The following is a 24,692-nucleotide window of genomic DNA, read 5'->3' on the forward strand; positions in this document are numbered from 1 at the left end:
GGCACAAGATTATTTTCCATCATTCTGTGCAATGGAAATCGCTGATCACTGTAGATGCACCACCAGTACTCTAGCGGTCTTGTCAGCTTTAGACTTTTAAAATTAGCCCAGCCCTTAGGTTGACTGGCAGTACACTGCTAGGCGACAAGCCTACATAGGATTCATCGCCTCGTTAGTCATCCAAAATACTGCTTTTCACGCAGTACATACGTGGGCGGGTGTTGTCGGGCAGGCTGACTTTTCGCTGTGGTCGGTTGCCATCGGGGACTAGGTAGCCTGCGGCCATCAGTGCTTTGGCGGCGCGATCTGGGCTTAGGCCTTCGGTGGCTTCACGCCAGCCAGTTGGGTAAAACAGGTAAAGGGTTTGTGGGCCAGTAGTGTCTATCCAACCCGCGCGTTGGCGTACTTGGCTGCTGTAACCGGTTTGTTTGGGCGTAAAGCGGCTTTCGCCATGCTGCTCAATAAAACTGCGTACTTGGCGAATGGCTTGTTGGTCTGGCGGCCACACCACCGCGAGCGAGTATACATTGGTTAAGCTGATTTAAGCAGGCGGCTTCGACACTTTGGGTTGGCCAATCGAGTACTTTGGCTTGAATGGCTAACAACCCAGCACTAGCAAGTAAGGCAAATTTTTCGGCGACTCGGCGCACTTGGCCGTCGGCCTCGGGAGGTAAGCTGGCTAAAAAGCGTTGGCGTACGTTTTGGAAAACAGGCCGCACCTGCGCACTGTGCTGCGTTAAATACCGTAACCAGTCCAAGGCCAAGCTGCCGTAATGTTGGCGACTTTGCTGTTTAAGATGATCGGCTAAATCGGCGGCGTTCATACCATGGCTCTGGTTAAACACGCCCATTTGTGCGCCGGCATCGGCACTGAGATCAATCACGCGCACTTGTTGGCCGGCTTTTACGCGCTTGCCGATACTGGCAAGATGGCTTTCGAGCGTCACTTCGCCAGTAGATAAAAACACCAAACGCCAACGGGCGGGTAAGCGCATTTCACCGTATTTGCCTGCACGGGTTTTACCTTGGCCATTGGCAAGCATATAAGCGTGGTGATGCCAGCCAATGCAGTTCACGCTAATGGCCTTTTGCGCGGCCAGTTCGCCCATTTGTTGAATAAACAGGGAGAGCAACTGCCGCGCTTTGACACTGTTACTTAGCCGCATGCCTCGGCTGAGTAATATCCGACGGTACTCGCTACCGTCTCCAGCCAATAGTTCTGCTGGCATAGCCCAGTAGCGATGGCGATTGTCATCGTCTAACCAGTGCAATAAATAGCCGCCCTTTGTTTTCAAGAGAAGTGTCCCCTTGCGGATCGCGAGTACGGGCAGCCACTTGCAGCCAAGAACAGATTTTAACTGGGCTATCTTGCCCAGCCGGTTGCATCACCAGCCAGTTTTGCGCGTTATAGGCAAAACCAGCCGGTAATGCTGGCATGTTGTTATTCACCTCATTGGCAGGTAATGGGGTTGATGCTGATGGTTTATCCACGGCCATAAGCAGCACCGATACGGCGGGTTTCAATCCACTGGTCGATATCGCTTTCTAACCAGCCCACGGCACGCGCACCAATACGAATGGAACGGGGAAATTCTCCGTTTGCCCCTCTCTTTATGCAAATAGGGGCATAAATGGTACTGCGGCCAAAGCCTGTTTTGGCCTTTACCTCGGGCAAGCGCAAAATCCGTTGCTGACGCGCTGGGTGTACTGAGTTTGTGGGTAATTGTGTGGTTGGGTTCATCGTTTGCTTCCTCACTGATCTGTTAAGTTCTCTTAGGAGTTTGTCCCCACTAGTATTAAAGAGTTAAACGGACGCAGTAGGCAGATAAATGCTCAGATCGTGCAGCTTTCTGAGGGTGCAGGTAGCTAACTGCCCCAGTTTGTAGATAATGCCCCAAGTCATAAATAGCCTGTGGGCAGGGTTAGTGTTTGGCTAAGTGGCGAGAATTAAGGCGTTGCCCATATTGTCCCAAATGCCCAAAGGGTAAGTAGTGTGTTACAACACATGGAGTGTGAGGCAAGGAATAAAAGTGAAACTAAAACTTCTTTATCTGCTGAAAAATGAAACTAGTGTTTCACTGACTCATTAAACGTTAAACGCTGATTGTTTCATGGCTTGCTCGGCTCGGCTGATCCCTAGTCGCTTAGCAACGATTTGCCATTGCTTCACCGCCATTAATACTTCATCGTAAATTTGCGTGGCTTGGGTTTGCGAAAGTCGGAAGAAGTCTTTTTCGTCAAAGGCTAATTGGTAGTCTAAAGCGTTGTCTGCATCGGTAATATTCAGATGCAGGCCATGCTTACCCACTATCGGGTTTAAATCATAAGCGGGTGATAACTTCCAGCCATTCTTTGTTAATAAAAACCCATGGTTACGCAGGTGGTCATCCGTGTTGGACACCGCAATATTAAACACGATTCGACGCCATAACTGAGCTAAATCGGCTGTGGTTTGTGCACCACAATTGGAAATAAATTCAGCAATCTCTAAGTAGCTGGCACCTTGAGATTGTTCACCATCATACCTTTCGTTTAAAGAATAACGAAGCTGTGTCATGGCCGACGAAAAATGCAGCCGCTTTTCACCGTCGCGGTCAAACCGTTTGGTTAAAAAGGTATGGTGCTGTGACGAAAATTGCCTGATCTCACTTGGAAACATGTCAACACCTGCTGCCAACGCCAATTCATAACAGACCATCTCCCATGCGCCCACGTCATGGGTATCGTTTAAATTGGGAAACTTGGCAATCCACAAGTGACCTTGCTCATCTGTGACACAAGCCTTGGGTCTTGCACCACCTAATGATGAGCCTGGAGAAATCAGCATTTTCAACCAGCGGTAATACTCGTCACTGTCGATGTTATCGTCTTTTTCAATCTGCATTGCTGCGTGCTCTAGCTCTCGCAAAGAAGCCATTGGTGGCGCAGCAAACTCAGAGTTGTCATCTAAGAACGCATCCGAGCCTACTCGCTTAAATCGAATCCCCCCCATCCGATAAGAGTCATGTACGCCCAGCAGGTAATCCAATTCGTTTAATCGACTTGTTGCTCGAATGCCTTTGCGCGCCTCAATCGCTGCACGCCGCTGCATTAAAATACGCCCCCATCTATCAGGCGATGAATCAAGAAATGCGCGAAAGTTTTTATCGGCTTCATCGTTATAGAGTTCACCGGGGTGAAGCGTTAGGATTGGATCAATCTGCAAGCGATAGGCTGAGGTTAAAAATGCTTTATCGTAGGCAAAACTAAATACGCCACCTCGGCTTGAATCGCTGTAAGAAAGCAGCCCAATTAGTAAAGGCGCTTCAATTGGCTGCCAGTCGGCATAGACTTCGACGATTTCACGGCTCATTTTGAACCTTCCAGCAATTTTATGTTTTGCAGCTTGATACCCACTTCATCATGAGCGGCCATGTCTGCAAAGTTGCTTTCCATGCCAAGAACGGCCATCACTTTTAAGTAAGTGCCTATGGCAACGCCCGGATCACCGGCGAAAACTTTATTCACGGTTTTATGATCAAAACCAGTACGTTCACACAGTAGCTTTTTTGTAAAACCACGTCGTTTCATCGCCAACAACAAGTCTTCACCAAACTGCGTCAGGATTTTGCGCTGCTTCGGAAACAGTACATTGTGTAAGTCACGCTTAGCCATATCACCAACCAAAGGGACTATATTCCCACTATTTAACCATTAATGGGAATATAGTCCAACTTTGAATCCCAAGCAACTCCAACAATTTACATATAGGACTATATTCCCACTTTACTCAATATAATTGGATTTATATCCTACTTTTAGGTTTAGTTTGCACGTTGGCCAAGGCGATGATGTGGATCACTGAATGCCAAAGGCCATCAAATTACACTTTTACGCGCATAAAAGTGAAAAATATCACACTTTTATGCGCGTAAAAGTGTAGGATGAGTTATACTACAGGCAGTTAACAGTCTTAATTGGCGGGAAATGACAATGCAGCGCAACTTACTCAACGCCCTAATAGCATGGAAAAATCAACCTGTGCGCAAGCCATTATTGATCGATGGCGCAAGACAAACAGGTAAAACCTATCTGCTGCAAGAGTTGTTTGGAAACACCTTTGCCAACATCCTTCGTATCGACTTCCTTGAAAACCCAGCTTACAAAGAAGCGTTCGATGGCTCGTTGTCACCTGACGAGCTAGTCATGAACATTGAGTTGTTAACCAACCAAGCGTTCAATCCAGAAACCGACTTGCTGATATTAGATGAAATTGGCGAATGTGAACGAGCCGTAACTTCGCTGAAGTATTTTGCCGAAAAAGCACCGTCCTATTTTGTCGCAGCCAGCGGTTCGAACATTGGTTTGCTCAATACTTTCCCTGTAGGCAAGGTAGAACAATACAATTTACGACCACTGACCTTCCAAGAATTTATTTACGCATCCAACGAGCAAGCACTGATCAAAGCCTTTGATAGTCAAGCAAGCACACCGGCGGTGCACACTAAATTGATGGATAAACTAACCGACTATTTTTTTACCGGTGGTATGCCGGAAGCCGTTTCTGCTTGGTATCAGTTTAAAGATTCAAGCATTTTAGAGCGTGTTGAAAAAGTCACAAAAATTCATGCCGATTTAGTTGAAGGTTATCGCCGCGATTTCGGTAAGTACGCGGGCAAGGTCGATGCCACACTGATTGAATCGGTGTTTAATAGCATTCCAGCCCAGCTATCACTTGTGAGCGATGAGTCGGTTAAACGCTTTAAATTTAAGCATGTGCATGAGCGTAAATCTCGTTATAGCGATTTTGAAACCGCGATCCATTGGCTTCACTGCTGCCGCTTAGCTTTGCCAAACTACCCTATTGAAGGATTGCCGAAATCTCCGTTGGCGGCCTATAAAAAAGACAATATGGTTAAACTGTTTCTGTTTGATGTGGGCCTGCTCAATCATATGCTGGGCAGCAGTTATAAAGAGATTAAGCAACAAAACTATGAACTCTCTGTTTATAAGTACAGGGGCTATGTGGCTGAAAACTTTGTGCAACAAGAGCTTACCGCTGTTGGCGTTGACCCAAGTTATTCATGGAATGACGCCCGCGCCGAAATCGAATTTATTTTGGCGACCGATGAAGGCGATATCGTCCCTGTGGAAGTCAAAAGTGGTAAACGTACAAAAGCAAAATCATTGGCATCCTACGTTGAAAAATGTACTCCCAGTAAAACCTTTAAGTTAACGGGTACACAAGGCTCTTCAGCGTTAGAACAAACCAATATCGTGATGCCTTTGTATTTCACGCAGTATTTACCAGAGAGGTGGTAAAGGCGCGTTGTCCAGAAGCACTAGGTCTACATAAAGCTACCTTAAGGGTAACAATTTGTAGACCTGATGCTTACCATTCGACACTCAGTCTTATCTCTCTTGGATACCATAGTATCCATATTGAGCTTATTTCTATTAAAATGGATACCATAATGTCCACTTCAGGCTAAGTGAGCTTTCTGCTGACTCATTACTATCCTGTAGAACCAGTGAAAAAATGGCAAAGCTATGTTGACGGAAATCGTGCTCGATAAAGCCCTTCAAAACTGCTATGTTTTAGCTCTAACAGCAGCATAAAAACGGCACTGTTTTTCCATTGCTAACCACTAAGATTTAGTAAAAGCCATAGGCAAGTGGTGGGCAGTTTGGTGGGCAAACAGGCATTTTTGATCGGTTTCTTTTCGGTAAATCATTGATTTTGTTAGAGTCTAGGCCGCTACTCAATGAGCAGATCCAGAACATTGAGTAATAATTATAGCTGTATTAAATTATATTTTTATTTATTAAAATCAATAATTTAGTTTAGATTATAGTCCATGGCTGTATTCTATAAACCACCTATAACCACCACCATATGGTGGTTAATTTGGCCTTTATTTATACATTTTAACTCGTTTAAAGTGTTGCTTAGGTTCATGTATCGGCTGAGTAGAATTCGACGATACTCGCTCCCACCTCCGCCCAACAGTTCTGCGGGCATGGCCCAGTAGCGTTGGCGATTGTCATCGTCTAACCAATGCAGTAAATGGCCGGTAATGTTGGCGCATTGTTCTTCATCTCACTGGAAGGTAACAGGGTTAATGCTAATGGTTTATCCACAGCCATAAGCAGCACCGATAGAACAAAACCTCACGATGACCTTGCTATGTCTTTATGGTGAATTGAAAAGTGTGTTTTAACAAAGGCTGAACTTGCACTATTCTGGCGACCGGCTCAGCGTTTAAATATCGCCTTGGACCTATGATGACAAACCCCCAAAACTGTAAAAATCGCTCAATAAATCGAGATCCAATGAGCACACTTAATTTTCTTTCTGCCGAGAAATAATCATCCGGAGGCAAGGACTGTAGTAAATCCGGGAAAGCCGTCATCACCTCTTCAACCAGCTGATCCACACTGTTGTGGCTTTGAATGCGCCATAACATAAACAGCCAAAAGGTTCGCAAGTCGACTTCGTATTCAAAGCCGTCCAAATACCCCCAGTTATAGTTGCTGATGGCGGCTTCTAACATAGGTTTAAAAAATACTTGTATACCTAACGCCTGATACTGCTTTTGCGCTGATTTTTTAACATGGTAGCGACCACTGCGCCGATAAATAATGCCACTAATTTCGGCTAACACTCTGGTGTAGTGCAAGGCATTGAATTTGTCTTCGTTACTGCCTGCAAACTCGTTGATGCTAATGTTTTGCGAAAACTGAGCAACGGCAAACTCAGGCAATAACTCACTAGCCTGTTTGACTAATTTAGTCGGTAAGTTGCCTTTACTTGTCGCTTTGAAGGAGCCCTCTTGCGCCATAGCTTCGTCAAGAATGAGGGCTAAATAGCGCATCACCGGGCTGGAAGAAAGATCGTCTGGTGTGCGGATTGTCACCCACTGTAATTCATCAAAAGGCGCATAAAGCCAATTGGCCATTTGCGTTGGTGTTACACCACAAAAATCGGGATGAGGCTGATTATTCCGATCCTGCACTTTGTGCTGCAAAGCAGTATTGAGTTCATCAAGGCTCAAATTTGGGTTCATTGTCAGCATAGCGTCAACATCATCAAAAACTTGAGCATGTTGCTTGGAAACGCGGCTCATACAACAACGTTTAAATTTTTTACCACTGCCACAATGGAAAGGATCGTTACGACCGAGCTTCATTACTGTCCCTCCTTATTGTTGTAGAAAAAGCACTGCATTTTCTTGCTTACGCTCTGCAAGTGTTTTTTCTATCGCTGACACAGTGGTCTTACTCACCCCGTGTTGCTTAGCAAGTTGCCTAAACTGACTAATGGCATCAACGACCTCTTGAATGCATTGCTGTGCTTCCTTCCAATTAGCAAAGCCTGCACTAGCCGCCAGCTTTTGCATCACTTTGAGTGGTGGCGCTTTTCCGTAGCCAGCAAAGGCAGTCGCATGCTCATTAAAAGGTTTAGGACGATTACAAGCCCCGTGTACAGGTGTTGTCGGGCAGGCTGTCTTTTTAGCAAATTATTTTTTAGCTGTGTGCGATTAATAGTTGGCACAGTGGCTGGTTGATGTAGTAATTGGCGCGTCCAACTTTTTGTTTGACTAAAAAGCCGTGTTCGACAAGTTGTTCTAAATATTTGGTGGCCGTGATGCGTGTTACCTCAAGATCTTCGACAATGAAGTCAATTTTGGTGTAGGGGTGGTTAAACAGATTATTGAGTAAATCTTGACTATAGAGCTTGGGCAGTTGCTCTCGAATACCGTGTTTGACATTTGCCATGAGGGTTTTCATTTCGGTGATCAACGAAATGGTATTTTGCGCGGTGTCGATAATGCCATCGAGCATAAACAGTAGCCAAGGTTCCCAATGGCCAGTATCACGTACCGCTTGTAGGTTGGCGTAGTAATCTGCTTTGTGATGAATAATAAAACGGCTTAAATACAATACGGGTAAATTGAGCAGATCTTTGGTGACTAAGTACAGAATATTAATGATACGCCCAGTACGGCCATTGCCATCGTAAAACGGGTGAATACTTTCAAACTGGTGGTGAATAATGGCCATTTTCACCAGTGGATCGGCGTCGCATAATTCATCGTTATTGATAAACTGCACTAGGTTATCCATCAACTTAGCGATTTCGTCGACATGTTGTGGTGGCGTGTACACCACTTCGCCGGTACGGGCATTTTTCAGGTCAGTCCCTGGTAGTTTACGTAACCCTGCCGTGTTGTGCTCAAGGTTTTGCTGAATGGCGAGAATATCGCTCAGGCGAATGAGCTTGCTTTGCCGCGCGTTCTGAAAACCTTGTTTTAAGGCAAAGGCGTAATCTTGTACTTCTTTGGTCGCGGGGTTGGTAATGCTCTCTTCAAATAGGTTGGCCTTGTAGAGTTCATCATGGGTGGTGACGATATTCTCCACTTCAGAGCTGTCTTTTGCCTCTTGTAAGGCCAACGTATTGATTAAAATGGCCTCATTGGGAATACTTGCCGCCACGCCTTTTAATTCGGCTAAGTAGCGATGTGCTTCAGCCGTTTTTTTGAGCACCGTACGGGTCTCCCATTGTTCAATATTGGCCAGTGGTAAGGGTGCAATGGGTGTCGACATGACTAAATTTCTTCCTTTTTTATACTCGATAATAATTTAATGTATAGATTTTGCCATTAATTATACCTATTCGACATACAAGATATCGTTTTGGCCTTTATTTATACATTTTAACTCGTTTAAAGTGTTGCTTAGGTTCATGTATCGGCTGAGTAGAATTCGACGATACTCGCTCCCACCTCCGCCCAACAGTTCTGCGGGCATGGCCCAGTAGCGTTGGCGATTGTCATCGTCTAACCAATGCAGTAAATGGCCGGTAATGTTGGCGCATTGTTCTTCATCTCACTGGAAGGTAACAGGGTTAATGCTAATGGTTTATCCACAGCCATAAGCAGCACCGATAGAACAAAACCTCACGATGACCTTGCTATGTCTTTATGGTGAATTGAAAAGTGTGTTTTAACAAAGGCTGAACTTGCACTATTCTGGCGACCGGCTCAGCGTTTAAATATCGCCTTGGACCTATGATGACAAACCCCCAAAACTGTAAAAATCGCTCAATAAATCGAGATCCAATGAGCACACTTAATTTTCTTTCTGCCGAGAAATAATCATCCGGAGGCAAGGACTGTAGTAAATCCGGGAAAGCCGTCATCACCTCTTCAACCAGCTGATCCACACTGTTGTGGCTTTGAATGCGCCATAACATAAACAGCCAAAAGGTTCGCAAGTCGACTTCGTATTCAAAGCCGTCCAAATACCCCCAGTTATAGTTGCTGATGGCGGCTTCTAACATAGGTTTAAAAAATACTTGTATACCTAACGCCTGATACTGCTTTTGCGCTGATTTTTTAACATGGTAGCGACCACTGCGCCGATAAATAATGCCACTAATTTCGGCTAACACTCTGGTGTAGTGCAAGGCATTGAATTTGTCTTCGTTACTGCCTGCAAACTCGTTGATGCTAATGTTTTGCGAAAACTGAGCAACGGCAAACTCAGGCAATAACTCACTAGCCTGTTTGACTAATTTAGTCGGTAAGTTGCCTTTACTTGTCGCTTTGAAGGAGCCCTCTTGCGCCATAGCTTCGTCAAGAATGAGGGCTAAATAGCGCATCACCGGGCTGGAAGAAAGATCGTCTGGTGTGCGGATTGTCACCCACTGTAATTCATCAAAAGGCGCATAAAGCCAATTGGCCATTTGCGTTGGTGTTACACCACAAAAATCGGGATGAGGCTGATTATTCCGATCCTGCACTTTGTGCTGCAAAGCAGTATTGAGTTCATCAAGGCTCAAATTTGGGTTCATTGTCAGCATAGCGTCAACATCATCAAAAACTTGAGCATGTTGCTTGGAAACGCGGCTCATACAACAACGTTTAAATTTTTTACCACTGCCACAATGGCAAGGATCGTTACGACCGAGCTTCATTACTGTCCCTTTTTGTTGTTATAGAAAAAGCACTGCATTTTCCAGTTTGCGCTGTTCCAGTATTTTAGTAATCGCAGACACTGTCGTTTTGCTGATCCCTTGTTGCTGATTCCTTGTTGCTGATTCCTTGTTGCTGTGCAAGATAAGTAAATTGGCTAAGTGCTTCTGCGACTTCTTCAATGACGTGCCTTGCATCATGCCAACCCCCATAGCCAGCACTGGTCGCTAGCTTTTGCATTACTTTAATCGGTGGCATTTGCCATAACCTCCGAACGCAGTGGCGTATTCGTTGAATAGATGTGGGCTGTAGGTAACAGCGTAAAAACGGCCCTGTTTTTCCATTGCTCACCACTAAGGTTTCGTAAAAGCCATAGGTAAGTGGTAGGCAGTTTGGTGGACAAGCAGATCCAAAACATGAGTCGTTATTCCCTTGGGTTGTTCATATCTCGGCGCAGGGCCTGTAATTCTTGTTGGAGTTGCTGCATTTGCTCTAGTAACTGCTGCTGAGTGGCTTTTTCCGCGTTCAGTTCATCTTTGATGTCATCGTCGTGTATGGTTTGCACAGCGTTGACGATGACAGCAATAAACAGGTTGAGCATGGTAAAAGTCGCAATGAGAATAAAGGGGACAAAAAACGCCCAGGCATAAGGGTATGCTTCCATCACGGGGCGCGCGATGCCCATCGACCAGCTGTCTAGGGTCATCACTTGAAACAGCGTATACAAAGACGCGCCAAGGCTACCAAACCAGTCTGGAAAGGCTTCTCCAAACAGCTTGGTGACCATCACGGCCGCCACGTAATACACCAGCCCCAACACCATGGCGATGGATAACATGCCATTCAGGGATTTGATTAGCGCTCCGACAATTTTCCGCATCGATGGCACGAAGGTCAGTACACGCAACACACGCAAGACCCTGAGCGCACGCAACACGGCAAACGGCCCGCTAGCAGGGACCAAGGCAATCCCCACGACAATGAAGTCGAACACACTCCAACCGTCTTTAAAAAAAGCCAAACGATGCACAAACAAGCGAATGCTAAGCTCAACCACAAACACCACCAATATGGCCTTGTCCAAAGCGATTAAAAATGGACCCACGTTTGTCATCACCACAGGCGACGTTTCTAATCCGAGTATCACCGCATTGATCAAAATTAATGCCAGCAAAACACCTTGTATCGTCGTATTTTCAATAAACGTTTTAAAACGCTGACGCATAGAATTCGTTACCACAACCGACGATTCGGACATGTATCACCTCGACGCTAAATCACCCCGAACTTGGGCTAAATTAACACTATTTTATGGCAGAGCTGAAGAAGATCAATCCGTTTTAATGCAAACACAATGACACATGAGGGCCATCCGTTGGTCCATGTCGTCGCTCAGTACGACATTGCTCTGACATAAGTCGCGCAGAAAGCTCAAATAGCGATAAGAATCACAGACTAGAAATCGCGTATCAATGGCCTGTTTATGCCTTGCGCCTAGTTCTGTGTTCTCCGACTTTTGGGGTTGTCTGATCTCGATATTAAGCCCGAAAATCGCTCTATCCTTTGCCGCTTTGTTTGGCCTTTTTGTTGCTGAAGTCCATCAGGTAAATAGAAAAATGCTCATGACAGCAATGCCATGCGGATTGATCGCTTATCTGGCTGGGTATTCATTTTTTGGCGTTGCATATTCTCACAACGATCTAAGCAAACCATGAGGCGGCGCTTTGTCACTCCTTGCCCCATCGCTCTATTCGATATTGCCTTGGGGATTTTCCCAGCGCTTTTTTAAAGAAGGTAATAAACGCGCTGACCGAGTCGTAACCAAGCTCTTCAGAAAGGGTTTGGATGGGCATATTAATGGCGAGTTTTTGTAACGCCAAGACGATATGAAGTTGGCGACGCCATTGCCCGAAGGTGAGCTGCACATGGCGCTTTATCATGCGCGCTAACGTACGCTCACTCATCGCAAAGTCGCTGGCCCATTCACCTAACGTGCGTTTTTCATGAGGTCTGGCGATGAGTTCGAGAGCAAGTCGGTTGAGCGTTGGTTCATCGGGAATGGGGAAGTTAAACTCTTCTCGCTCCAGCGTAACCAGCTGATCGATCAGTACTTCAACGAGCCGGTCGGTGGTGGGATCACTCTCTTCGTAACGCTGCTGACCATGCAAATGCAAAATCAGCTCACGAATAAAAGGCGTAATTGTCAAGGTGCAAGCCACCTCTGGCAAAGGCAAGTCTGTAGCATCAATAAACAACATACACACATCAGCCTTGGGCGATATCTGGTTACTGTGTCTGACATCGCTGGGAATCCAGACCGCACAACGGGGCGGCACCAGCCACATTTTGTCGTCAATGTAACTGGTGACAACACCCGTCAACGGCAGCACCAGTTGTGCTTTTTTATGATGATGCCATGGCGTTTCTTCACGCTGAGGCACCGAACGTGACCGTAACACCAACACACGATGCGGATAATGATCCGCAAAACAAAGGTCTGACAAACGTTCAAAAATGGTCTTATCTTTATGTCGCAATGGATTGTCCAAGCCTCTTAATTAAGCACGTAGCATACCGCCTATTATAATAGAAGCCACCTGATTACAGACCATACCCCAGTAAGCGCGGCAAAAACAAAACAAAGTCTGCATTAAACGTGATCAACAAAAGGGCCAAGATTAAGGCAAAAATAAACGGCCACACTTCTTTAATAACCTGGGCGATGGGCTCTTCTGTCACACTCGACACAATAAACAACAGCAGTCCATAGGGCGGCGTAATCAAACCGATCATGGAATTCACCACCACGATAACGCCAAAGTGCACCAAATCAATCCCCATTGCTTGCACGGAAGGAATCAACATCGGCACGATAATCAACAATATGGCGCCCCCTTCCAAAATACAGCCTAAGCCAAGAATCAGAAGATTGACCATAATTAAGAAGCCCGTTTTACTGAGCGCCATACTGCTCAGTAAATCGGAAATCGTCACCGGTACATTTTCACGGGTGATCACATAATTAAAGGCCATTGACCCAGCAATCAGTATGCCGATAGACGCGGCAGAGCGTGAGCCACTGGTGAGCGTAGCCCACAGCTGTCGCACTGACACCGAACGGTATAATACCATCGACACAATCAGAGCATAGGCCGCCGCAACCGCGGCCGCTTCTGTTGGCGTCATGATACCGCCATAAATGCCACCCAATAAAATGACCGGCAACATAAGAGCCGGGAAAGCCTGCCACGTAATACGTGGGATATCACTTAATGGCACTACCTCATCGACAGGGAAGCCTCGACGGCGAGCCACCCAAAAATTGATAAAGCCCATCGCAAAAGCCATCAGCAAGCCGGGGAGCAATCCAGCGGCAAAAAGGTAACCAACGGATTGATCCGACACCAAAGCGTAAATGACCATCGGAATAGAGGGAGGAATAATCGGACCAATGGTCGCCGTTGCCGCGGTAATCGCTGCCGCGTAAGCTGGCGAATATTGACCATTTTTGGTCATCATGCCAATGATGATTTTCCCCATGCCAACCGCATCTGCGACAGCAGAGCCAGACATACCAGAGAAAATAAGCGAGCTAACAACATTGACATGCCCTAACCCGCCTCGAAAGCGCCCCACTAACGCTTGGCAAAATCGCAATAACTTATCGGCTAAATTGCCGATGTTCATAATATCCGCCGCCAAAATAAACAGAGGAATGGCCAGCAAAGTGTAAGAGTTAAACAAGCCTTGAAGCAAGGTTTCCGAGGCAATAGAAGGGTCTTGGCCTTTCAGTAATAAATACAAAAAAGACCCAGACAGCATAGACAACCCCACTGAGAGGCCACCAAACACCAGAATAACGATGGCCACTAACGACCACGTAAAAGGAGAGAGAAGCTCAAGCATGTTTCGCCTCCTGCGAATGTGTGATGGCTTTCCAACTGATGGCAAACATTCGAATAATGACCGACACATGAAAAGGAATGTACAAGGCAAACACCCAATTAAATGGCAGACGCAGGTAAGCCGTCCGCTCTATCGACATAAAATCGACGTATTCCCACGCCTTTGGCAGCGTCACAATAAAAATGGCGGCGCAACACAAACTGGTCACCACGTCCATGACTCGGGCGACATTCTTAGGCATCAGGCTGTAAAGGATATCAAGTCGAATCATGTCGTTATTGTTTGACACAAACGCGAAGGTAAACAACACTCCCCACAACCACGACAGGGTCACCCACTCCACAGTCCAGCCAATCGGGAGGTTGAGTAAATAGCGAAAAATCACCTGCAAAATAAAGGCAACGAACATACTGCCTAATAAAAATGCACTGATGTGACCGGACCAAATTTGTGTCCGCTGAATAAGAGAAGGAATAGTCACATTGTCACCTATAAAGGGAATAGCGAGGTACATTCGTACCTCATTACAAACCGTTAGCCGTCTAATTATTGACCAACCGCGATGATTTTATCGACTAAGCCTTTCGGTCAATCAGAGGAGTATCGAGAATCCTGGTAGACTTTCAATACATGCGTTTGGAAGGCGGCATTGTTAGGGAGGTATACGTCAACGCCTTTGGCAGCCATGTCACTTTCTATGGACGCTTCTAAGTTTAAGGTCAACTTATCTAACGCGACTTCAAATCGATCTGCGCATTTTTGTACGGCACTTTGTTGGCCTTTGTTCATAGAATCCCATTTTGATTTTGCAATGGTAAATACATTGGCTGCAATTAAGTGCGACGTTTTGCCAATGTGATCAATTACCTCATCAAATTTCATGCTGCGAACCGCTGGGAAGCCGTTGTCTTGTCCATCAATAGCGCCGGTCTGTAGCGCTGTATATACTTCGGTAAAAGGAACAGGAACAGGCGTGGCTCCCATTGCTTCGCCGACAAACTGCCAACCTTCACCTGGTGGCATGCGCAATTTCATGCCTTTTAAATCTGCTGGCGTCATCACTCGCTTATCGGCTTTGTAACCCAAATGACGGGCGCCAATGTAAGGGAAGGATAAGACTTTCACTTTCGCTCTGGACTCAATCTCGGCCAACATATCATCAAGTACATCGCTGTTGTACACCGCCCGCATATGCGCATAGTCGCGGAATAAAAAAGGGGTTCCTAAAACCGTGGTAGAAGGGATTTGGTTATAGAAATCAAATATCGCCAGATTCGCCATGTCTAAATTGCCACGTTGCATTGACGTAAGTTCGGTACCCTGCTTAAACAAGGTCGCACCGTGATAAGACGTAAAATCGAATTCATTACCCAAACAGCCGCCAAATTCTTGTTTCAACATGACTGAGCGCGGGTCGTTTTCTGCGACAGTATCGGAATAAATTAACTCAACTTTGGCCGCAGAAGCACTGACTGCCATGGTAGTGATCGCGGTCGCCAGCAGGGCTTTACAGATGTTTTTTTTCATTATTATCTCCGGTTTCTCTGCTATTAGGGTCATTTTTCACAGCGATGGTATTAACAGTAATCTAATCGCATAACCCTAAAGTGTTCCAAATAGTTTAATATGTCAACAGTATTGTTCAAGTTATTTAATTATGTCATAAATATTGTTCATGTAGTTTAATTCAACTCATACGTTAACTGATTATCACGAGAAGCCATTGAGTAACTTCAAACAGAAAGAAAAAAAATCAAGCTGGAAACAAGACCCTGAAAAGGTTAAAGCTGACATTGTGTATGCCGCGACGTCTGTGTTTGCGGAATTTGGTTTTACAGGGACTCGCCTTGATGACATCGCGGCGAAAACAAATACATCAAAACGCATGGTGTATTATTACTTTGGCGACAAGGCGGGGCTCTATAAAAAAGTACTCGAGTCTGTCTATAAGCGCATTAATGACGCCGAGGATCAACTCGACTTAATGCACCTAGACCCCGTCACGGCACTCACTCAAATGGTCAGTCTTCTGTTCGACCACAACCGTCAGCATCCTGAGCTAGTACGCTTGTTGATGATTGAAAACATTCATCAAGCACGCACATTAAAAAACTCCCAATACGTTAGGAGCCTGCGCAATCAAGCCCGCTCTAAGTTAGAGCAAATATATCAACAGGGCGTGAACGAAGGGCGGTTTCGCCCTCATCTCGACCCCATTAAAATTCGGTGGATATTTGGTGGCTTGAGCTTTTTTAATGTTTCAAATAAGCCCTCTTTTTCAACGCTGTTTGGCGATGAGCTTTGGCAAGACAATGAACAAGTAGAACTCAAACAGCAACTCATTGATGTGGTGCTTCGCTATGTCATGGTGACGCCAAATAACGCGCTAAACGCGCCCATAAAAAGAGAGGATAAACGGATGATTAACCCTGAGATTCAACAATTTCTTACTGTGTGGGAACAAAAATGGTCAGGTTTAGCCGCTGGCGCAACGCCTGATGATCGTCGTCGGTATTTTGAGCTTATAGCACATCAAATGCGCCTTCCCACACCAGAGCAGATAGACACTCACGAAGTGCATTGGATTGAGTCAGAATCGGGTCCCGTTCGTGTCAGACTGTTTCGAGACAAAAGGGGTGGCGTTCAGCCCTGCCTCCTCTACTTACACGGGGGAGCCTGGATGCAAGGCAGCCCAGAAACCCATTGGGATATTACCTCGCGCATTGCCGCGGCTAACGGGCAAACCGTCATCAGTGTGGATTACGCAAAAGCGCCTGAACGTCCTTTTCCTGCCGCAATAAATCAATGTGACGCGGTCGCTCGATGGGCTTTCGCTCACGCAGAAACACTCGGTATAGACACTCAGCGTGTGACGGTGGGTGGCGACAGCGCGGGGGCCAATCTTGCCGCGGCGCTCACTTTGGATATGAGAGGCACAGACGTTCAGTTTATTGGGCAGTTGCTGATCTATCCAGCATGTGATTTTGATCAGTCGCGCCCCTCCTATAAAGAAAACCCAGACGGCCCAATTATACAGGTCAAGGGGATGAATCAGGTCAATGCCATGTACTCGCCCAACCAGGACGACTTATATTCCAACCCGCGCTTGGCTCCCTTGCTGGCAGCCGATCACCAACACCTACCCAGCGCTTACATTGCCGTCGCTCAATATGACCCATTGCGTGACAGCGGTTATGCTTACGCAGAAACGTTACGTGCTGCCAACGTGACGGTGAAAGTGGACGATGGCCTAGGCTTAATACATGGCTATTTGCGCTCTATGGAATATTGCCAAGCCGCTCGAGAGTCGCTCGATGACATGTGCCGCTGGCTTAAAGACCTGAATGAGAATACGACCCCATGAGTGACCTAACCCCACGTTTAGAATACGCCTTTACCCTTATCGCTCGCATTGGTGCCGCTCGCTCAGCGGGAAAGGGTGTCAGCGGCGAACGTTTGCACATCCCCATCACTGGTGGACACATCACAGGCCCAAAACTGCAAGGTCGTATTTTACCTGGTGGCTCTGATTGGCCAGTCATTCGCCATGACGGACATTCCGCTGTTGAAGCACACTACAGCATAGAAACAGAGGATGGCACACTGATTTATGTGGTTAATAAAGCACTGAGGCGCTCTACACCAGAGGTGTTAGCACGCTTACGCGCTGGCGATAATGTCCCCCCTGACGAGTTCTATTTTCGAGGCGCACCTGTATTTGATGTACCCGATGGGAGTCATCAGTGGCTGCGCGAGAGTGTTTTCGTTTGCACCATTGAGCCACAGGGCGATGCGATTGCGATTGCTGTGTACGAAGTGATATAAGCGAAGCTAAATGCCCTCTGAGCAAGGTAACGCTCACTAAAAAGCCCTGTCTTTTACTGTGTTATATCAACACAAAGACAGGGCTTTTAGAGTTTATATCCTTTATTTTACTCGCAGAATAACAAAGCCATTCGCGTCAAACTGCCAGTCGTGGCCTGAGCGTGACGCTTGGTTCGACAGCACGCATTCCCCTTCAGGTAACGCTAAGGTATGGGATTCGGCCGAGAGGTTAAAAGCGCATAAGATGTTTTCACCACGATAGTACACCAGCATAGGGTCAGCGGCGTCAATAAAGCGCGTATCACCAAGGCGAAGGTCTGGCTGCGCAGAACGCAACGCCAGCATCTGACGGTAAAACTCATACACCGAACCAGGCACACCAACTTGCTCACTCGCCGCATGATCGAGCTGCGGTGGTTTCACTGGCAACCAAGGTTTACCTTCAGAAAAGCCCCCTTGGACTTGGTCTTTAGACCAGACCATAGGAGTGCGGCACCCGTCTCGCCCCTTGTCTTCTGGCCAGAAATTGAGCCCTTGCGGATCAGTCAATTCATGGTACTCAAGGATCGTTTCAAGCTGCCCCATTTCTTCACCCTGATACAAGCAAACAGACCCTTGCTGACTGAGTAATAATGCAGCGGCTTGTTTCGCTAGGTGGTTAGGGTCCATACCGGGTTTAAGCCAGCGACTCACGTGACGAATCACATCGTGGTTAGAAAACGCCCAGTTAGGCCAGCCATCTGGCGCACCAGCAAAAAATTCCTGTACTTGTTTTTTAAAATGCGCTGGGAAAAAATTGTGGCCCAGCATTTCAAAGGAATACGCCATGTGTAGACGATTTCCCGTCGTGTATTCTCCCATCAATTCAATCGGACGATGCGCTTCGCCCACTTCCCCCACGAGCGTTCGAGCATCGTATTCATCCAGCAAAGCACGCATTTTTTCAAGGAAAGCGATGTTTTCAGGCTGGTTTTTAGAGTAGGTGTGATAAAGATAATGGTACGGGTTCCATTCGCCTTTTTGCTTATCTGTTTTAGGGTTCGGCGGATCATTGCGCAGCTGCTCATCGTGGAAATAGAAATTCACTGTGTCAAGACGGAAGCCATCGACACCACGCTCTAACCAAAAACGCATGTTGTCCAATTGCCACTGTTGTACTTCCGGATTATGGAAATTCAAATCTGGCTGCTCAGTTAAAAAGTTGTGTAGAAAATATTGGCGACGACGCGCTTCCCATGTCCAAGCAATGCCCCCAAAAATGGCTTGCCAGTTGTTTGGCGCACTGCCGTCTGGGTTCGGATCCGCCCAAACGTACCAGTCCGCTTTAGGATTGGTTCTGTCCTGACGCGACGCTTGGAAAAAAGGGTGTAGATTTGAGGAATGGCTAATCACTTGGTCAATGATCACCTTCATGCCGAGTGCGTGAGCCTTGCTGACCATTTCATCGAAATCGGCCAGTGTGCCAAAACTTGGGTCGATATCACAGTAATCCGACACATCGTAGCCCATGTCTTTCATGGGCGATGTGAATATAGGTGACAACCAAATGGCGTCCACGCCCAAGTTAGCAATGTGTGGTAATCGACTGCTAATTCCAGGAATATCGCCAATGCCATCGCCATTTGAGTCTTGATAAGAGCGCGGGTAAATCTGATAAATAACCGCGCCTTTCCACCAATTGTTATCATTTGTCATGATGCGTTCCTAAACACTACTGTTCGAATTTGATAAGTTAAAAATGAAAAGATATTGCTGTGATGTATGGCCTGTACTGGTACTAGCGATCAGCAAGCGCCAGTACAGGGCGCGCAAGGAAATTAGCGCATAGAAAGCCCATTTTTGAATAAATGCACCTTGCTTGGATCCACCGTAAAACCAACCGCCTGACCGCGTAAGTTCTGATTGATGCCTGGCAACTTCGCGACCACTGGGCCCGCATCGCTAATCGGATCAAAATACAACAAGGTCACTTCGCCCAACGCTTCGGTAATGTCAACCTTACCTTTAAAGAACCAATCGTCGCCGTCAGTGCGTAAAAAGTCTTCAGGTCGCACTCCGATATTGACCTTAGCGCCCATATCGTCTGTGGTGGTTGCAATACTAGCGAACGCGGTACCACCGCAATCCAGTTTGATTTTCGTCTGTTCGCCGGTCGTAACGATTTCCCCACTGAGTAGGTTCATCGCGGGTGAGCCAATAAACTGCGCCACAAACTCATTCTGAGGCGTTTCATACAGTTCCAAAGGCGTACCTACCTGAGCTATGCCCTTGTTCGCCAACACTACAATGCGTGTTGCCAAGGTCATGGCTTCCACCTGATCGTGTGTCACGTAAATCATTGTGCTGTCTGGCATTGACTCTTTTAGACGCGCAATTTCAATGCGTGTTGCCACTCGTAGGGCCGCGTCTAAGTTCGACAGCGGCTCATCAAATAAATACACCTTCGGATCACGAACAATAGCGCGGCCAATCGCGACACGCTGACGTTGACCGCCAGAGAGGGCTTTTGGCAAGCGATCCAGATACGGGCCTAATTGAAGAATCTCAGCGGCTTTATTGACCGCGGCATCGATTTCAGCGTTGCTTTTCTTCGCCAATTTTAACGCAAAAGACATATTGTCTCGAACCGTCATATGAGGATAGAGCGCATAACTCTGGAACACCATGGCGATACCACGTTGAGCCGGCGGCATATCATTGACCACCATGCCGTCAATCTCTAACGTGCCGCCGCTGATTTTCTCTAGGCCGGCAATCATTCGTAATAGCGTGGACTTTCCGCAACCGGATGGTCCAACAAAGACCACCAATTCACCTTGTTTAATGTCAAGATTGATGTCTTTCAGTACTTCAACTTGCCCACTGTAGGATTTCTGAATTCCGCTTAGCTTTAGATCCGCCATTCTCGGCTCCCTATTTTCTATATAGTGTTACCCGTTTGGGAATGTGTCGCCAAACGGCTTTTTATTGTTGGTAGACTTATTTCACGGACCCAGCCAGCAAACCACGAACAAGGTAGCGTTGCAGCGTGAAGAAAACCACGAGAGGTACAGAAATCGAGACAAACGCGGCGGTTGCCAAAATACCCCAATCGCCTCCACGAGAACCCAATAAATCATCGGCAATTTTAACCGTCATGACTTTGGCCTCATCCGCAGAGGGCAAAAAGACTTTGGCCACTAACAAATCATTCCATGTCCAAAGAAATTGGAAAATAGCGAACGATGCCAGCGCTGGAAATGATAGTGGCAGCACAATTTTCACAAAGACTTGAAAGTCCGTTGCACCGTCGACACGCGCCGACTCAATAATGTCCCTAGGTAGACCTATCATGTAATTACGCAATAAATACACCGCCAAGGGTTGCCCAAACGCACAGTGTGCCAACCAAATGCCTAAGAAGCTTTGCCCAATCCCCAAGGCATTATGCAGCTGCAGCGCGGGAACCAGTGCCAACTGCAAGGGCACCACCAACGCCGCTACAATACCCGCCAACATTAAGGCACGCCCTTTAAAGTCCATCCACGCCAAAGCATAGGCCGCAAAAGCCGCCATAAGAATCGGAATAATGGTCGCAGGAATCGTGACCGTGAGAGTGTTAATAAAGGCCACCGACATATTGTCAGCTTTTAGTACCGTTAGGTAGTTATCAAAAGAAAAGTCCGGTGGCATCTTAGCAATAAAATACACCCGCTGACCGCGTTTCGACTGTGTGGTGGCTGAATAACGATACGTACCATCCGCATTCACTTGCAGTCTTTCGCCTTTTCCAAGGTCGACCATTTGCCCTACAGTGTAGGCCCCTGGCTCTCGACCCGTGACTCCAAATGCACTAATGGGTGGGCGTTGATCCTCCAGTTTTTGGATCACCTCCTCGTCTTCAAACAGATTTCCTGTTGATACGAACAAGGTGCCCTCTTTGATCACTGAATCGACCGATGTGCGTGCTCGAAAGCCTTGTTCAACCGCAAACGGCGAAAGCCACCAGCCCGTCGCTGAAATCTGGTCTTTATCTCGAAAGGACGACACCAATAAGCCGATTGTCGGTACCAACCAAAGAATAACCAAGACCAATACGGTAATACGAGTCGCCCATGTGAGGGCCGATTTTTTGCCTGCAATACTATCCATCATTTATTCCTCAGTTCATCTCACGACGCGCTTGGCGTACGTTTTGAATCATTACAGGCGATACAATAATCATAATGACAACCGCCACAGCCGTTGCCCGCCCATCATCACGGAACATAAATTGCATCATATAACTGGGTAGGATTTGCGTATCAAAGTTTCCGCCTGTCATTGCATACACAATATCGAAGACCTTCAAAACCAGAATGGTAATGGTGGTCCATACCACGACTATGGTGCTGGTAATTTGTGGTATTTGAATTTTAAAGAACACTTGAAAAGGGTTAGCGCCATCAATAATAGCCGCTTCAATGGTTTCATCGGGAATACCGCGCAATGCAGCCGATAAAATCACCATAGCAAAACCAGTTTGTACCCATACCAAAATGATCATTAAGAAAAGGTTGTTCCAAAATGGAATTTGCAAAACATCAATCGCTTCCAGACCGAAAGAATCACGCACTGCATTAATCAAACCGATATCCGCGTCATTGGCGTAAACAAATTTCCAAATCAACGATGCACCAACAAACGAAATCGCCATCGGCATAAAGATAATCGACTTAGCAATATTGCCCCACTTCAAGTGATCGGTTAACTGAGCAATGACTAGACCTAAAAAAGTCGATAGTGCTGGCACAACCAACGCCCACATAGCGTTATTTAAAAATGCCGTTTGGAAATCGGCCGCACCAAAGAAAGTAGTGTAATTATCAAAGCCGATAAACACATCGCCATCGCGGTTAAACAACGAGCGATAAAATGACCCCACAACCGGGTACAACAAATAAACAGTTAAGAGTAACGCGGTTGGCAACAGAAAAAGCCATGGACGAATACGTGCGGCTCTATTGATGTTGCGTGAAATATTTTCTCCTCTAGCGGGGAAAAAAACTTTATCGAGAAGTAAGTTTGAGAGGAAAAAATATCCGACACAGCCGCCAACTCCGAGAACGATTGTTACTAATCCCTGAACCATTGGACTCATATTGTCTCTCCTAGATAGGAAACAGCTCAATTTGCACCGAGCATATTAAGAAAGGAAGCCGACCCAATGGGATCGGCTCTTAATCTAGAATGGCTTACTGGATGCTGTCCCAGCGTTTTTGAATGTCATCGGCCACTTTTTTAGCATCGGCACCGGTAGTGTAATCAACCATACCAGTCCAGAATGCGTTTGTACCGATCTCACCTGGCATTAGGTCAGAACCATCAAAACGGAAACTAGTTGCTGTGGTTAAAATTTCACCAAGCTGACGCTGAGTATTGCTAGTGTAAATATCAAGGTTCGCATCTTTATGAGGCGTTAGGAACTGACCTTGAGCCATCATGATTTCGTGTGCAATCGGCGTCTGTAGGAAGTCGATAAACGCACTGGTGATATCACGATTATTAAACGCGGACACTAGACCACCGGAGCCCAATACTGGACGACCTAGATTTGAATTGGCTTCAAATGGTGGGAAGTAGAAGAAATCTGCATCTGTACCCATTTCAACACCTTCAGGGAAGAAAATTGGAATAAAAGACGCTTGACGATGCATGTAGCATTTTGGTGGCAATTCGAACAAACCATCTGGGCTATCACGGAAATCGATAGACGCAACCGCTTCAGGACCACCAACAGTAAAGCCTGGAGTCAAAGCATATTCGCCGTATTTTTTCATTGCATTGATGACGCGTGGATCGTTGAACTTCATGTCGTTCGCAACCCATTGATCGTACTCTTCAACGGAAACGGTACGAAGCATCATATCTTCTACCCAGTCAGTTGCAGGCCAGCCTGTTGCCGCACCGGAACCCAAACCGATACACCAAGGCGTACCACCGTCAGCGACGATTTGTTTGCTGAGTGCCATCAATTCTTCTTGTGTTTGAGGAATCTCGTAGCCGCCTTCTTCAAACTGCTCTGGAGAATACCAAACCAAAGATTTCACATCAGTACCAAAGAACACACCAAACAAAGATTTTCCACCTTGGCCGTTGTCAAATGTACCCAAGTCAGCCCATGAAGAGCCCGCTGCAAAATCATTACGGATACGTGCGTCTTGTTTAGCGTTCAACGGTTGAATGAAACCAGCGCGAGCTAAGTCTTTCGCCAAACCTGGTTGTGGGAAAGCCGCTACATCTGGCAAACCGCCGGCTTTAGAGGCAATAACGATATCTTGCTCAAAACTTTCAGAGCCAGAATACTTAACGGTTGACCCGGTTGCTTGAGCAAAATAAGCATACAGATTACGGTAGCGCTCAGCATCATTGCCCGTGGTTGCACCGGTAACGTTGATGGTTTCGCCAGGAAAATTATTCGCCGCTGCGAAGACTTTGTAAGCATCCCAACTGAAGGCACCTTCGCCTATTGGATACATCAAACCCGCTGCGAAAGCAGGTGTCGCCGCCAATCCCAACATCGCTGCTGAAATACTCACTTTATTTTTTATTGTCATTATTATCTCCAGGAGTTATCAAATATTACTTTTTTTTGCTTACCAGAACTTAATCAATTCAGATAATAATAATCTAGCAAAAAAAAAGCATTTTGCGATACTTAATTTCACCTTAAATATTAGCTGTGCTCACCTAAAAAAGAACGCGATTCGCCATAACTTTGCGGCCTATTTATTTTCGTCGAAAAAGAAAAAAAAACGCGATCATCGCTGAAAACACAAGTAAAGAGGCTTAATTGAAGTTACCTAACAAGAAATCTGACAAACCTTGCCACTGACCCGTTTATGTAAGCGTCTGTAAATCGGCGTTACCTAACGTAAATATGACGAAATGACGCCCAAAAAGCGGAAGACCTACCGTCTGTGAAATGCGCTTTCAGCCACTCATGCTGCAGAAGCTTGACACTCTAAATACGCGTCCATCACAATC

Annotated in this window: 20 protein-coding genes and 2 pseudogenes; 3 read left to right on the top strand and 19 right to left on the bottom strand. The window is 46.4% G+C overall.

Going from position 1 to position 24,692, the window contains the following annotated elements:
* Positions 1 to 172 precede the first annotated feature (172 nt).
* From FXV75_RS16665 to FXV75_RS15695, 4 genes and pseudogenes are all read right to left on the bottom strand, one after another.
* Positions 173 to 1,497 (bottom strand): annotated as a pseudogene (locus tag FXV75_RS16665) (DUF927 domain-containing protein).
* Positions 1,484 to 1,741, bottom strand: coding sequence for a helix-turn-helix transcriptional regulator (locus tag FXV75_RS15685; RefSeq protein ID WP_148834895.1), 258 nt, complete (start codon positions 1,739 to 1,741; stop codon positions 1,484 to 1,486). The pseudogene FXV75_RS16665 and the gene FXV75_RS15685 overlap by 14 nt, the downstream one beginning before the upstream one ends.
* 345 nt (positions 1,742 to 2,086) lie before the next feature.
* Positions 2,087 to 3,352 carry a type II toxin-antitoxin system HipA family toxin gene (locus FXV75_RS15690; protein ID WP_148834898.1) on the bottom strand — a complete coding sequence of 422 codons (1,266 nt, stop codon included), beginning with the start codon at positions 3,350 to 3,352 and terminating at the stop codon, positions 2,087 to 2,089.
* The gene (locus FXV75_RS15695) at positions 3,349 to 3,654 is read right to left on the bottom strand and encodes a helix-turn-helix domain-containing protein (RefSeq protein WP_148834900.1); all 306 of its coding nucleotides are present in this window, start codon (positions 3,652 to 3,654) and stop codon (positions 3,349 to 3,351) included. Before FXV75_RS15695 ends, FXV75_RS15690 begins: the two co-directional genes overlap by 4 nt.
* Positions 3,655 to 3,972: 318 nt before the next feature.
* On the opposite strand from FXV75_RS15695, the gene FXV75_RS15700 reads away from it, so the two are divergent.
* Positions 3,973 to 5,301, top strand: coding sequence for an ATP-binding protein (locus tag FXV75_RS15700; protein WP_148834902.1), 1,329 nt, complete (start codon positions 3,973 to 3,975; stop codon positions 5,299 to 5,301).
* An 863-nt stretch (positions 5,302 to 6,164) separates the two neighbouring features.
* On the opposite strand, the gene FXV75_RS15710 is transcribed toward FXV75_RS15700, so the two are convergent.
* The 10 genes and pseudogenes from FXV75_RS15710 to dctP form a co-directional block, all read right to left on the bottom strand.
* Positions 6,165 to 7,169 carry a YecA family protein gene (locus FXV75_RS15710; RefSeq protein ID WP_148834904.1) on the bottom strand — a complete coding sequence of 335 codons (1,005 nt, stop codon included), beginning with the start codon at positions 7,167 to 7,169 and terminating at the stop codon, positions 6,165 to 6,167.
* 12 nt (positions 7,170 to 7,181) lie between these two features.
* Positions 7,182 to 7,382 (bottom strand): hypothetical protein, encoded by a 201-nt coding sequence (locus tag FXV75_RS15715; protein ID WP_262368582.1) that lies wholly within the window; start codon positions 7,380 to 7,382, stop codon positions 7,182 to 7,184.
* A gap of 124 nt (positions 7,383 to 7,506) precedes the next feature.
* Positions 7,507 to 8,586, bottom strand: coding sequence for a Fic family protein (locus tag FXV75_RS15720; RefSeq protein WP_148834905.1), 1,080 nt, complete (start codon positions 8,584 to 8,586; stop codon positions 7,507 to 7,509).
* Between the two features lie 367 nt (positions 8,587 to 8,953).
* Positions 8,954 to 9,958 (bottom strand): YecA family protein, encoded by a 1,005-nt coding sequence (locus tag FXV75_RS16605; protein WP_148834907.1) that lies wholly within the window; start codon positions 9,956 to 9,958, stop codon positions 8,954 to 8,956.
* Positions 9,959 to 9,976: 18 nt separating this feature from the next.
* Positions 9,977 to 10,282, bottom strand: a pseudogene (locus tag FXV75_RS16670) (type II toxin-antitoxin system HipA family toxin); the annotation flags it as partial.
* A gap of 98 nt (positions 10,283 to 10,380) precedes the next feature.
* Complete coding sequence (locus tag FXV75_RS15740) at positions 10,381 to 11,214, bottom strand: ion transporter (protein ID WP_148834909.1); 834 nt, start codon at positions 11,212 to 11,214, stop codon at positions 10,381 to 10,383.
* Between the two features lie 469 nt (positions 11,215 to 11,683).
* A complete protein-coding gene (locus FXV75_RS15745; RefSeq protein WP_262368584.1) occupies positions 11,684 to 12,493 on the bottom strand; it encodes an AraC family transcriptional regulator in 810 nt (269 codons plus the stop codon).
* 64 nt (positions 12,494 to 12,557) lie between these two features.
* On the bottom strand, positions 12,558 to 13,862 hold the full coding sequence (locus FXV75_RS15750) for a TRAP transporter large permease (RefSeq protein WP_148834913.1): 1,305 nt from the start codon (positions 13,860 to 13,862) through the stop codon (positions 12,558 to 12,560).
* Positions 13,855 to 14,343 carry a TRAP transporter small permease gene (locus tag FXV75_RS15755; RefSeq protein ID WP_222863148.1) on the bottom strand — a complete coding sequence of 163 codons (489 nt, stop codon included), beginning with the start codon at positions 14,341 to 14,343 and terminating at the stop codon, positions 13,855 to 13,857. The genes FXV75_RS15750 and FXV75_RS15755 overlap by 8 nt, the downstream gene beginning before the upstream one ends.
* Before the next feature lie 107 nt (positions 14,344 to 14,450).
* Positions 14,451 to 15,389 carry a TRAP transporter substrate-binding protein DctP gene (gene dctP / locus FXV75_RS15760; protein ID WP_187424908.1) on the bottom strand — a complete coding sequence of 313 codons (939 nt, stop codon included), beginning with the start codon at positions 15,387 to 15,389 and terminating at the stop codon, positions 14,451 to 14,453.
* A 196-nt stretch (positions 15,390 to 15,585) separates the two neighbouring features.
* On the opposite strand from dctP, the gene FXV75_RS15765 reads away from it, so the two are divergent.
* Together FXV75_RS15765 and FXV75_RS15770 are read left to right on the top strand one after the other, a co-directional pair.
* Positions 15,586 to 17,226 (top strand): alpha/beta hydrolase fold domain-containing protein, encoded by a 1,641-nt coding sequence (locus FXV75_RS15765; RefSeq protein WP_148834918.1) that lies wholly within the window; start codon positions 15,586 to 15,588, stop codon positions 17,224 to 17,226.
* Positions 17,223 to 17,687 (top strand): DUF3237 domain-containing protein, encoded by a 465-nt coding sequence (locus tag FXV75_RS15770; protein WP_148834920.1) that lies wholly within the window; start codon positions 17,223 to 17,225, stop codon positions 17,685 to 17,687. Before FXV75_RS15765 ends, FXV75_RS15770 begins: the two co-directional genes overlap by 4 nt.
* Positions 17,688 to 17,789: 102 nt before the next feature.
* Here FXV75_RS15770 and FXV75_RS15775 read toward each other — a convergent pair whose 3' ends face one another.
* From FXV75_RS15775 to FXV75_RS15795, 5 genes are all read right to left on the bottom strand, one after another.
* A complete protein-coding gene (locus FXV75_RS15775; RefSeq protein ID WP_148834922.1) occupies positions 17,790 to 19,382 on the bottom strand; it encodes an alpha-glucosidase in 1,593 nt (530 codons plus the stop codon).
* Between the two features lie 122 nt (positions 19,383 to 19,504).
* Positions 19,505 to 20,590, bottom strand: coding sequence for an ABC transporter ATP-binding protein (locus tag FXV75_RS15780; protein WP_148834924.1), 1,086 nt, complete (start codon positions 20,588 to 20,590; stop codon positions 19,505 to 19,507).
* Positions 20,591 to 20,666: 76 nt separating this feature from the next.
* Entirely contained in the window at positions 20,667 to 21,821 is a 1,155-nt protein-coding gene (locus tag FXV75_RS15785; protein ID WP_262368585.1) for a carbohydrate ABC transporter permease, read from the bottom strand.
* A 7-nt stretch (positions 21,822 to 21,828) separates the two neighbouring features.
* Positions 21,829 to 22,806: a carbohydrate ABC transporter permease gene (locus tag FXV75_RS15790; RefSeq protein WP_148834926.1), complete on the bottom strand. Its 978-nt coding sequence runs from the start codon at positions 22,804 to 22,806 to the stop codon at positions 21,829 to 21,831.
* 94 nt (positions 22,807 to 22,900) lie between these two features.
* Positions 22,901 to 24,262, bottom strand: a complete 1,362-nt coding sequence (locus FXV75_RS15795) for an ABC transporter substrate-binding protein (RefSeq protein WP_148834928.1) — start codon at positions 24,260 to 24,262, stop codon at positions 22,901 to 22,903.
* Positions 24,263 to 24,692: the final 430 nt, after the last annotated feature.

This window comes from Marinomonas sp. IMCC 4694, assembly GCF_008122525.1.
Taxonomy (GTDB): domain Bacteria; phylum Pseudomonadota; class Gammaproteobacteria; order Pseudomonadales; family Marinomonadaceae; genus Marinomonas.

Bases quoted from the DNA above. Each gene is read 5' to 3' on its own strand.
- FXV75_RS15685 (WP_148834895.1), bottom strand. From the start codon at position 1,741: ATGAACCCAACCACACAATTACCCACAAACTCAGTACACCCAGCGCGT.
- FXV75_RS15690 (WP_148834898.1), bottom strand. From the start codon at position 3,352: ATGAGCCGTGAAATCGTCGAAGTCTATGCCGACTGGCAGCCAATTGAA.
- FXV75_RS15695 (WP_148834900.1), bottom strand. From the start codon at position 3,654: ATGGCTAAGCGTGACTTACACAATGTACTGTTTCCGAAGCAGCGCAAA.
- FXV75_RS15700 (WP_148834902.1), top strand. From the start codon at position 3,973: ATGCAGCGCAACTTACTCAACGCCCTAATAGCATGGAAAAATCAACCT.
- FXV75_RS15710 (WP_148834904.1), bottom strand. From the start codon at position 7,169: ATGAAGCTCGGTCGTAACGATCCTTTCCATTGTGGCAGTGGTAAAAAA.
- FXV75_RS15720 (WP_148834905.1), bottom strand. From the start codon at position 8,586: ATGTCGACACCCATTGCACCCTTACCACTGGCCAATATTGAACAATGG.
- FXV75_RS16605 (WP_148834907.1), bottom strand. From the start codon at position 9,958: ATGAAGCTCGGTCGTAACGATCCTTGCCATTGTGGCAGTGGTAAAAAA.
- FXV75_RS15740 (WP_148834909.1), bottom strand. From the start codon at position 11,214: ATGTCCGAATCGTCGGTTGTGGTAACGAATTCTATGCGTCAGCGTTTT.
- FXV75_RS15750 (WP_148834913.1), bottom strand. From the start codon at position 13,862: ATGCTTGAGCTTCTCTCTCCTTTTACGTGGTCGTTAGTGGCCATCGTT.
- dctP (WP_187424908.1), bottom strand. From the start codon at position 15,389: ATGAAAAAAAACATCTGTAAAGCCCTGCTGGCGACCGCGATCACTACC.
- FXV75_RS15770 (WP_148834920.1), top strand. From the start codon at position 17,223: ATGAGTGACCTAACCCCACGTTTAGAATACGCCTTTACCCTTATCGCT.
- FXV75_RS15775 (WP_148834922.1), bottom strand. From the start codon at position 19,382: ATGACAAATGATAACAATTGGTGGAAAGGCGCGGTTATTTATCAGATT.
- FXV75_RS15780 (WP_148834924.1), bottom strand. From the start codon at position 20,590: ATGGCGGATCTAAAGCTAAGCGGAATTCAGAAATCCTACAGTGGGCAA.
- FXV75_RS15785 (WP_262368585.1), bottom strand. From the start codon at position 21,821: ATGATGGATAGTATTGCAGGCAAAAAATCGGCCCTCACATGGGCGACT.
- FXV75_RS15790 (WP_148834926.1), bottom strand. From the start codon at position 22,806: ATGAGTCCAATGGTTCAGGGATTAGTAACAATCGTTCTCGGAGTTGGC.
- FXV75_RS15795 (WP_148834928.1), bottom strand. From the start codon at position 24,262: ATGACAATAAAAAATAAAGTGAGTATTTCAGCAGCGATGTTGGGATTG.